Genomic DNA, 10,043 nt, shown 5'->3' on the forward strand with positions numbered 1-10,043 from the left:
CGCGATTGCCGCGCAGGGCCTTCCCTTTCTGAAGCAGGCTGTGGAAGGCCAGTTGGCGGGTGACCGTCAATATGCTGGTACTTGGGCAAAGCGCGGCTTCCAGATTGCGCGCGCCACCAAGTCTGACCCAACTGCCTGGGCGAATCTTCTGCTTCGTACAGATACTGGCCCCGGCACCTGGAGCGAGGTCATACGCGCCGTACAGAGTGACAATCGCAACTTTACCGCCGAGCAAAATCTTGATGCCATGCGCCTGTTGCGGATGGCAGGCGGCCTGACCACCACCAGCGATTATAAGGAGTACATCGAGGCCGCGGGGGCGGCGCGTCGTCCCACAGAAGTGCTTTCGCTGATTGATGAGGGCAAGGCCAAAGGCGTAATCCAGACCGGTGCGGGCGGCGAAATCGCGAGCGGGAGCCCGCTTGCTGCTGACGTTTCGACCGCAAAGGGGGCAAGGGCAGACTATGTTGCGACGCTGCCAGCGTCGGTACGCGATTCACGCGGCGGCGCTTCTGGCAATGTGACGCTGGCCAATGCCGACGCGCTGCTCGGAAACCAGCAATATGCTGAAGCCGAGGAATTGGCGGGCATCGCGTTGACCAAGAACGTGGCCGACACTGAGCGCGCGCAAATGATCCAGGCGATCGCGCGCGTGGCCCAGGGCAAGCATGATTTGGCAATGCAGAACCTTAACGCCATCACCGGTACGCGCGCGCCGCTCGCAGGGCTTTGGAAGCTCTACATCGGTCAGCGGACGGCGTCGGCTCAACCAGCCGCAACGCCTGCTGGCTGAAATCTGCCGACGGATATTGGGGCAAACGTTACGCTGGAGGTGTATCCTCCAGCGGCACGCCCGGCTGCTGTTTTGATGTGCGGATGGTCAGCGATGTCTTGACGCTCGCAACATTTGCGGTCGGCGTCAGCTTTGAGGTCAGAAAGGCTTGAAATTGCTGAAGATCGTGGGCCACGATTTTCAGGATGAAATCGATTTCACCATTGAGCATATGGCATTCGCGCACTTCGGGCAAAGTGCGCACATGCTCTTCGAAGGCCTTGAGATCGCTTTCTGCCTGGCTTTTCAGGCTGACCATCGCAAACACCGTGATGGCAAATCCCAGCTTTTGCGGGTCGATATCGGCATGATAGCCGCGGATGATCCCGGCTTCTTCCAGCGCGCGCACACGGCGCAGACACGGCGGCGCGGTTAATCCGACCCGGCTGGCAAGCTCAACGTTGGTGATCCGGCCTTCATCCTGAAGCCGGGTGAGCAATTGACGGTCAATATGGTCGAGACTTGCCAAAACTTTTCCTCCACCGACCAGTCTTGCGGATGTTGCCGCATGACGGGGGTCTGTGCCGCTAAGCATTTTCATGTAAGGGAATGTGCCCCAAAAGTCATTTTTCCCGTAACATCACCGCAATACCATATAATAAAATTGTCCTGCAACGCAATTGTCCCACATTGCAACGTGCCGATAAGTCCGCTTTCGCTGGGCACATTTCCCGGTTATCGATCATGATAGAATACCATTCGGCGGCCCGCCGCGTTAGGGCTTGCATACGCCCTGGGAGAGAATTTCGAAATGCGATTTGATGACCGCCTGACCACCGTATTGTCCGGCGATCTTCCCCTAGCTGGCGCCGCGGTAGCGCAATATCGGCAGTTGATTGACATTATCGCCCAGATCACCGCCGATGATATCGGTGAAGGGGTCGCGGCGGGCTTGGCAAGAGTGCATTATCTGCGTCCCAAGGTTAGCGAGAGCGACCGTCTGGTTTCGGTGCAAAGCCTGACTGGACGGCTGGTGTCGCCCGTCCTGCTGCAATATCTCGCTGCCGAAATTCCGCCGATCGCCAGTGCTGCGATCCAGGCCGCGCGGCTAAGCGATGACCAGTGGGCGCAATTGATCCCCGCACTGCCGGTGCGTGCGCGGGGTTTCCTGCGCAACCGCCGCGACCTCGGGCAGCGCACTCGGGCGATGCTGGACCGTCTGGGCGTTTACGATATGGCTTTGCCCGATATGGAGAGTGCCGCGCGTGGGTTGATCGCCGGGCGGGCGGTGCCTCCAGCGCCTGTCGCTGAAGTGTCTGCGCCGCGATCCGATTCCCCGCCAGAGTCCGCGAAACCTGGTCCGGCGGTAAGCCTGCCTGCGCCTGCCAACGACCCTGCGCCTGCGGTAGCGCTGCCCGACCCGCAAAGCATCGGCGAGATTGTCAAGCGGATTGAGGCGTTGCAGGAGGTGCGCAGCCAGCAAGCCCTGCGCGCGCCGCCGCGTGACGATCTGGATGAACTGCGTGACGCGATTACCGCAGCGTCCGGCGAAGGCGCGGATGATGCGCCGGTGAAAGCGCGCTCGCCTGATACAGACCAGTTCCAGTTCCAGGCCGGTTACGATGGCACGATTGAAGCGGCACAGGGCATTGCTCTCGGACTGGTTTATGGCGTTTGCCTCGCCACACCGGCACGGCCCGCTGGACGCGGTGTCGATGCTGCCACCGCGACGACATTTGCGCGCAGGCTGCCCATCCGCGCCGGGCGCGCCAACCTTGGCGGCGCAGCGCAACTCGCCGGGGAATGGCGCATCGATGCCGACCCCTGCTTTGATCGGTTGACCGGTCGCTTTACCGGCTATGCCGGATTGATCCGTCGCCCGCTGCCCGGTGAAGTTGCCGGGCAAGATGCGTTCTCTCCGGGCCTTGTGGGGAGCGACGGGCTACGTCAGATTGTGCATGAACTGCGTACCCCGCTCAATGCCATCATGGGATTTTCCGAGATCATCGATCAGCAGCTGTTCGGCCCTGTTGGCGTCGAATACCGGGCGATGGCGCTGCGGATCGGCCAGGATGCGCGACAGTTGCTGAGCGGCTTTGATGATCTCGACACAGCATTGCGGCTTGATCGCAACGCCATCGATGACCCTGACGGCACAATCAGCATCAACGCGCTCGCCGACCGGCTGGACAGCCGGGTGAGGCCGCTGCTGCAACACGCGGGCGTGACGCTGCTGGTCGAACGGGCACTGGACGACGCAACCCTTGCTGTTTCCAGCCAAACCGCCGACCGGATCGTGCCGCGTCTGCTGAGCGCGCTGATCGGCAGCAGCACGCCCGGTGAAACGCTGGACCTGACTCTGACCTGCAGTCGCGGCCATGCGGCAGATATCACGATATCGCTGCCACAGTCACTGCGCGATCAGGATGACGTCTCGCTGTTTGCCATGGACCATGCCGAACTGGGCGATGCGCAGCAAAGCCCATTGCTGGGCCTGGGCTTCTGCTTGCGGCTGGTGCGCAATCTGGCGCGCGGCAAGGGCGGTGATCTGACCGTGGTCGATCATGCTCTGCGCTTGACCTTACCAGTTGCCGAGCTTAGCGCAGAATCAGCGTTATTGTCACGCGAGTGAATGTGACGCGCAGGATGTGCAAGGGGCAAGGCACAGTTCTGTTCACTGCGACCCGAAAAGACCAAGGCGGCATAGATGACGTTCGCGAAGCTCCCGGGTCTGGAAGATTTCGTCCGGTTCGCACCTGATTTCGGCCAGCGCTATCTTGTAACCGTGGATGTCGAGGAAGAGTTCGACTGGACGCGCCCGATCAAGCGTGAGGGTTTTTCGCTGGAGACGGTGGAGGCGATCCTCGATTTTCAGGCGTTGTGTGAGCAATACGGCGTTATACCGCTTTACCTCGTCGACTGGCCGATCATCAACGATCCACGCGGCAAACAGATCTATGCCGATCTTGTCCGCAGCGGCCGCGCAGAAGTTGGCATCCAGCTGCACCCATGGGTCAATCCGCCGTTTGACGAAGAGGTGATCCAGCGCAACACCTATGCAGGCAGCCTGCCGCCCGAACTGGAGCGTGCCAAGTTTGTTGCGCTGCGTGATGCGATTACCGAGGTGACGGGCACGCAGCCTATCGCTTACCGCGCCGGGCGCTATGGCATCGGGCCGAGAACGCTTGATCTGCTGCGCGAGACCGGTGTGCGATACGACACGTCCGTGCGCGCGAATTTCGATTACAGAAAGGCCGAGGGGCCTGATTTCTCGCGCTATCCGCTGCAGCCTTATTGGCTCGACAAAACGCAAGAGATTGTCGAGTTGCCGGTGACATCGGTATTCTGGGGCTTGCTGCGCAAACAGGGCAAGGTGTTTCCGCTGGCACAGATGGCCGGGCTGACCAAAGCCCTGATGGCGCGCGGACGGCTGCTTGAACGGATTTCGTTAACGCCCGAGGGCATCTCGGTCAGCGAGGTCATCCGCGGCATCGATATCGCGCTGGACGATGGCCTGCCGATCCTAAACTTCTCGTTCCATTCACCCTCGCTGCGCGCCGGATTTACGCCCTATGTGCGCAGCAGCGAGGATGTTACCGCTTTTTTTGACTGGTGGCACCGGGTGCTAAGCTATCTGGCGCAGCGCAAGATCCGCCCCACCAGCATTGCCGAAATCGACGCGGCGATCATCCGCTGACGTGGGACCGTGCAGGTGCATGGTGTTCCTTTTCGTGCAGGTTACACGTTTGGGGCTTGCATTGCCGGCCCGCGCTGGAGTAACCCGCGCCACTGGCATAGTCGGGATGGGCCTGTAGCTCAGTTGGTTAGAGCTGGCCGCTCATAACGGCTAGGTCGGGGGTTCGAGTCCCTCCGGGCCCACCAGCTCAACACCGCATGTGCCTTATGACAGCCCCTGGCACACCAGGCCATGGGCTCGCGGTCAAATCGGTTCGGGGAGTAGCGCAGCCTGGTAGCGCATCTGCTTTGGGAGCAGAGGGTCGCAGGTTCGAATCCTGTCTCCCCGACCAACTTCGCTGCGGACAATCGCGGCATCTGGACATTGTGCTGAAAGCTGCGCGGGCGGGGAAATAGCAGATCCCCGCCGATACGCCTTTGCTCGTGCAGTCGCAGAAGCTTATTTGCCAACAGTCTGCAGATCGGTGACCGATCGACCCAACACAATGGCGAAAACAAAAAAGGCAAGCCCGCAGGCTTGCCCTTATTTGGTGCAGTCAAACTGCTTGTTAACAGTTGGCCCGCGATCTCTGATAACGCTTGATTAGGTCCAAATTGGTTTGGAAGTCAATTGCCAAATAGCATAGGCTTTGCGCATCAATGTCCAAAATGGGGGGATAAGATGCGCAGACTTGGGCTGGACATGGGCACGAACAGCATTGGCTGGTGCCTGATTGAAGATGATACGCGTATTGTCGATATCGGTGTGCGCATCTTTTCTGATGGCCGTGACCCCAAGTCCGGCGCGTCGCTGGCTGTGGACCGGCGCGATGCCCGGTCTATGCGGCGGCGGCGGGACCGGTATCTGGGCCGGCGCTCGGCCTTTCTTGAGACTTTGGTCCAATATGGACTGATGGCGTCAGATGCCGATGAGGCCAAGCTGATTGCGGCAAAAGACCCTTATGACCTGCGAGCGCGCGCGCTGGATGCGCGGCTGGAGCCGTTCGAGATCGGCCGGGCGCTGTTCCACCTCAACCAGCGGCGCGGCTTCAAATCCAACCGCAAGGCTGAGCGCAAGGCCAATGACAATGAGGATGGCAAGATCGCAAGCGGTGCGAATGCACTTAAGGAGGCAATGGAAGCAGCTAACGCCCGTACACTTGGGGAATTTTTGCACAAGCGGTTGATGGCAGGCGAAGGCGCAAGGGTCCGCATGAATAGCGAAAGCCAGTCCTACGATTTCTATCCGCAGCGAGATCATGTCGAACGCGAGTTTGAGAGCATTTGGCAGGCTCAAACCAAGCACCACCCCGCACTGCTGACGCAGGAAGCCCATGGCGCGCTGCACCGCATCCTGTTCTTCCAGCGGCCGTTGAAAGCGCAGGAAGTGGGGGTGTGCACCTTCGTCAACGACGAGCGCCGCCTCGCCAAGGCGCACCCGCTGTTCCAGGAACGGCGGTTGTATGAAGAGGTGAACCAGCTTGAGATCACGACACCGGGTGAACCAGCGCGCAAATTGAGTTTGGATGAGCGTGACTTGTTGATCCGCATCCTCCGGGAGAAGCGGAAGGTCAGCTACTCAACTTTGGCAACGAAACTGAAGCTGCGGCCCGGTCAAAGCTTCAACAAAGCCAGCGAAACCCGAACAGACATGCTTGGCAATGAAGTCTTCGCAGTGATGGCGGACAAGAAGCGTTTTGGCACCCGCTGGAATCATTTCGATATTGAGCGGCAATGGAAGATCATTGACCGGGTGATGGAAGAGGAAGACCCGGAAACGCTCCACACCTTCCTCACCGACGAATGTGGTCTTGATGACGATGCCGCCGATTTTACCGCGCGTGCCAACTTGCCCGAGGGCTATGGGCGGCTGGGGACGAGCGCGACTGCGAAAATCCTGGAAGAGCTTAAACGCGAAATTGTCACCTATTCGCGGGCGGTGGAACTTTGCGGATGGCATCATTCGGATCACCGCACAGGCGAAATTTTGCCGCAGTTGCCCTATTACGGCGAACTGCTAACCCGCGAGATACCACCGGGCACGCTGAACGCTGCCGATGATGAAGAAAAGCGCTGGGGCAAAATCACCAACCCCACTGTCCACATCGGACTGCGTCAGGTGCAGAAGCTGGTCAATGCAATCATCAAAGTTCACAGTCGGCCCGACACCATCGTTGTCGAGCTGGCACGCGAGTTAAAGCTAAACGACAAGGCCAAGGAAGAGCACAACAAACGCATCCGCAAGGACACGGCGGCAGCCATCGCGCGCGGCGAGAAGCTGCAAAAGGAAGGCTTTGCTGACAACGGCGCCAACCGCATGCTAATGCGCTTGTGGGAGGATCTGAATCCCTCAAATGTGCTCGACCGGCGCTGCCCCTATTGCGGGGAGGCGATTGGCATGCGCGCGCTGTTCACCAGCGAGGCCGATATCGACCACATCATCCCTTATTCACGCTGCCTAGATGACAGCGCGGGCAACAAGGTGGTGGTGCACCGGAAATGCAACCGCGAGAAGGGCAACCGCACCCCATATGAGAAATGGGGCCATGACAGCGCGCGCTGGGATACGATTAGCGCGCAAGTCGCCCGGATGCACAAATCCAAGCAATGGCGCTTTGGTCCCGATGCGATGGAGCGGGTGGAGAAGGATGGCGGCTTCATTGCCCGCCAGTTGACCGATACGCAGTATCTGTCGCGGATGACCAAGACCTATCTGCAAAGCCTGTATGCCGATACGTCGGAGGGTAGCGTCTATGTCATCCCGGGGCGGATGACCGCCATGTTGCGCCGTCTGTGGGGCCTGAACGACATCACTGATGACCACAATTACGTGGAAAACAAGCACAGCGATGCGCCCAAAAATCGGCTCAACCATTTCCATCATGCGATTGATGCCGCCGTCATTGCTGTCACCACACGCAGCACCTTGATGAAGATCGCGCGCACCGCCAGCCAAGCCGAAGACATGGATCTCGACCGGCTGTTTCCTGATCTGGAGCCACCATGGCCTGAGTTTCGCAACGACCTTCGTGAAAGGCTGAAAACCACGATCATCAGCCACAAAGCCGATCATGGCCGCAAGGCAAAGCCGTTGCCCGGCAAGGACGTGACCGCCGGGCGGCTGCACAACGACACCGCTTATGGTTTTGTGCGCGATCCCGCGAGCGAGGACGGCATCATGTGCACCGACAAGGGCCTGCCCATTGTCGTCCACCGTGTGCCGCTGATGAGCCTGAAGCCCGGCGACTTCACCGATCCGCTGCGCATTCCTGATGAGACGCTGCGCGATGCGCTTTACCGCGCGACCGAAGACCTTGCCGGCAAGGATTATGAAGCCGCGCTCGCACGCTTTGCCAACGAGGGCAGCGATAAGCTTGATCGCCACGGCAGGCCGATGTTCAAGGGTCTGCGCCGGGTGCGGGTGCGCGAGCCGTTGTCAGTCATCCCCATCCGCGACAAGGCGGGCCGCGCCTACAAGGCCTATAAGGGCGATTCCAACGCGCGCTTTGATGTGTGGCGCATGCCCGACGGCAAGTGGGTGTCTGATATCGTCTCGATGTTCGATGCGCATCAGCCCGATGCCGCCACACGCAGGCCGCACCCCGCCGCCAAAAAAGTACTCAGCCTTCGCCAGAACGACATGTTGGCGATCGAGCGGGAAGGTGAGGCGAAGGAGATCGTGCGGGTGGTGAAGTTTTCGACGATTGGCAGCATTCAGCTCGCCGGCACAACCGAAGGTGGCGCATTGAAGGCGCGCGATGCCAGCCCTTCGGATGTTGATCCGTTTAAATACATCAACTCGTCCGCTTCGGGCCTCAAAAAGCTCAAGGGCAGGCAGGTGCGGGTTGATCCGTTGGGCAGGGTGTTTGACCCTGGCCCGCGCGACTAAACGGCAGGCGCTGGGGCCTTGTAGGGGGCAGCAATGGAACGAATCGTCGATATATCGAGCGACGACCTGCAACTTTCCCTGCATCGGGGGTTCCTGCTGGTATCAAAAGACGATGCCGAGGTGGGGCGCATCGCGCTTGATGATATTCACGCGGTCATCGTTCATGCGCGCATCACCTGGTCCAGCACCATCGTCGCTGCACTGGCGGAGCGCGGCGCGCCTATCGTCTTTTGCGGGGGCAATCATATGCCTACGGCTGTGACCCTCCCAATTGAGGGACATCATGCACAGGGTGCCCGCATCCAGGCACAGTGGAATGCCTCGCGTCCCCTCGCCAAGCAGTTGTGGCGGCGCGTTGTCTCCGCAAAGATTGTGATGCAGGGGTCGCTGCTTGAGGCGCGCGCGATTGATGGCGCCGCAGCCTTTCCGCACATGGCAGCACGGGTCAAATCGGGCGATCCTGACAATCTCGAAGCACAGGCGGCGCGGCGCTACTGGCCGCTGCTGATGGGCAAGGATTTCCGCAGGGACCGCGATATGGATGGTGCCAACGCGCTGCTCAACTATGGCTATGCCATCATACGGGCAAGCTGCGCGCGGGCGATTGTCGCTGCTGGCCTTCACCCCACCATTGGCATTCATCATGCCAATCGTGGCAATGCGTTTGCGCTGGCGGATGATCTGGTCGAGCCATTCCGTCCGCTTGTTGATGCTTTGGTCGCCGGGCTGGTTGCGCAAGGCGTCCACGACCTGAGCCCCGCGATCAAGCGCCAGTTTGCTCGGCTGATTGCCTTCGACCTTCGCTATGGCGGCGAAACATCACCGGTCTCAGTGGTCACCCAGAAACTGGCGCAGGCAGTGGCGGTGTGTTTCGAAACCGGGCGGATCGATCTTGCGTTGTTTCAATGCCCCACACCGATTGAATGGGCTGGTATCGGTCAGGCTGACGACATTGCCAGCGATGTTGCATCGCCTGCGTGAAGGATGCAGGGCACAGCTATCTCAGCGGTTACCGACTGATGTGGATTTTTGTGATGTTCGATTTGCCTGTCGGCACCAAAAAGCAGATGCGCGAGGCCACAAAATTTCGCCAGTTTTTGCTCGATCAGGGCTTTGAGATGAGCCAGTTTTCCATCTACGCTCGGTTTTGTAATGGCAAAGACAGCTACGAATCATATCTGCGCCGAATCGAGCGCAACCTGCCCGAAACCGGCGAGGTGCATGTACTCGCCTTTACCGACCGGCAGTATGAAAACATCGTCCGTTTTTCTGGCCAAACCAAGAATCGCCCACGGCAAAATCCCGATCAATTGGCTATGTTCTGATTATGTCCAGCAAAAGATGCCGGCTGGACCAACCACTTTTGTCTTGTATCACAAAGACTTGGTGGCTGATCCAGCCTAGCATTTCAGAGATCGCAGGCCAACCGCAACCGAAAGATCGTGCAAGCGTCAGCAAGGCTGAGCCTAGCATTTCAGAGATCGCAGGCCAACCGCAACAGGCTCGCCGTGCAAGCAATGATGTGCTTTAGCCTAGCATTTCAGAGATCGCAGGCCAACCGCAACGAAAATACCTGCGCCTCGGTAAGGGTGAGGAGCCTAGCATTTCAGAGATCGCAGGCCAACCGCAACTCAAGCGGGGTGCCAGCGCGCTTCCCGGCGAGCCTAGCATTTCAGAGATCGCAGGCCAACCGCAACTTCAATGCCA

At 59.5% G+C, this 10,043-nt stretch carries 6 protein-coding genes, 2 tRNA genes, 1 pseudogene and 1 CRISPR repeat array; of the genes and pseudogenes, 8 read left to right on the top strand and 1 reads right to left on the bottom strand.

Going from position 1 to position 10,043, the window contains the following annotated elements; genetic code table 11:
* Positions 1-793 (top strand): annotated as a pseudogene (locus tag ACEW8G_RS00845) (hypothetical protein); the annotation flags it as partial.
* Positions 794-821: 28 nt separating this feature from the next.
* Here ACEW8G_RS00845 and ACEW8G_RS00850 read toward each other — a convergent pair.
* The gene (locus ACEW8G_RS00850; protein WP_373486560.1) at positions 822-1,301 is read right to left on the bottom strand and encodes an Lrp/AsnC family transcriptional regulator; all 480 of its coding nucleotides are present in this window, start codon (positions 1,299-1,301) and stop codon (positions 822-824) included.
* A gap of 282 nt (positions 1,302-1,583) precedes the next feature.
* Between ACEW8G_RS00850 and ACEW8G_RS00855 the strand changes: the two genes are divergently transcribed.
* The 7 genes from ACEW8G_RS00855 to cas2 all read left to right on the top strand — a co-directional run bounded on the left by ACEW8G_RS00855 (position 1,584) and on the right by cas2 (position 9,661).
* Positions 1,584-3,404: a histidine kinase dimerization/phospho-acceptor domain-containing protein gene (locus ACEW8G_RS00855; RefSeq protein ID WP_373486561.1), complete on the top strand. Its 1,821-nt coding sequence runs from the start codon at positions 1,584-1,586 to the stop codon at positions 3,402-3,404.
* Between the two features lie 75 nt (positions 3,405-3,479).
* The gene (locus ACEW8G_RS00860) at positions 3,480-4,469 is read left to right on the top strand and encodes a polysaccharide deacetylase family protein (RefSeq protein WP_373486562.1); all 990 of its coding nucleotides are present in this window, start codon (positions 3,480-3,482) and stop codon (positions 4,467-4,469) included.
* A gap of 108 nt (positions 4,470-4,577) precedes the next feature.
* A tRNA-Ile gene (locus ACEW8G_RS00865) sits at positions 4,578-4,654 on the top strand.
* A gap of 69 nt (positions 4,655-4,723) precedes the next feature.
* Positions 4,724-4,800 (top strand) — tRNA-Pro (locus tag ACEW8G_RS00870).
* Between the two features lie 329 nt (positions 4,801-5,129).
* Positions 5,130-8,336: a type II CRISPR RNA-guided endonuclease Cas9 gene (gene cas9, locus ACEW8G_RS00875; RefSeq protein ID WP_373486563.1), complete on the top strand. Its 3,207-nt coding sequence runs from the start codon at positions 5,130-5,132 to the stop codon at positions 8,334-8,336.
* A 33-nt stretch (positions 8,337-8,369) separates the two neighbouring features.
* On the top strand, positions 8,370-9,317 hold the full coding sequence (gene cas1, locus ACEW8G_RS00880) for a type II CRISPR-associated endonuclease Cas1 (RefSeq protein ID WP_373486564.1): 948 nt from the start codon (positions 8,370-8,372) through the stop codon (positions 9,315-9,317).
* Between the two features lie 50 nt (positions 9,318-9,367).
* Positions 9,368-9,661, top strand: a complete 294-nt coding sequence (gene cas2, locus ACEW8G_RS00885) for a CRISPR-associated endonuclease Cas2 (protein WP_373486565.1) — start codon at positions 9,368-9,370, stop codon at positions 9,659-9,661.
* A gap of 72 nt (positions 9,662-9,733) precedes the next feature.
* Positions 9,734-10,033: a CRISPR direct-repeat array (repeat unit 36 nt; unit sequence AGCCTAGCATTTCAGAGATCGCAGGCCAACCGCAAC).
* The last annotated feature ends 10 nt before the right edge of the window (positions 10,034-10,043 follow it).

The sequence above is a fragment of the Blastomonas sp. genome (assembly GCF_041747255.1).
Classification (GTDB): Bacteria; Pseudomonadota; Alphaproteobacteria; order Sphingomonadales; family Sphingomonadaceae; genus Blastomonas.

Bases quoted from the DNA above. Each gene is read 5' to 3' on its own strand.
- ACEW8G_RS00855 (WP_373486561.1), top strand. From the start codon at position 1,584: ATGCGATTTGATGACCGCCTGACCACCGTATTGTCCGGCGATCTTCCC.
- cas9 (WP_373486563.1), top strand. From the start codon at position 5,130: ATGCGCAGACTTGGGCTGGACATGGGCACGAACAGCATTGGCTGGTGC.
- cas1 (WP_373486564.1), top strand. From the start codon at position 8,370: ATGGAACGAATCGTCGATATATCGAGCGACGACCTGCAACTTTCCCTG.
- ACEW8G_RS00860 (WP_373486562.1), top strand. From the start codon at position 3,480: ATGACGTTCGCGAAGCTCCCGGGTCTGGAAGATTTCGTCCGGTTCGCA.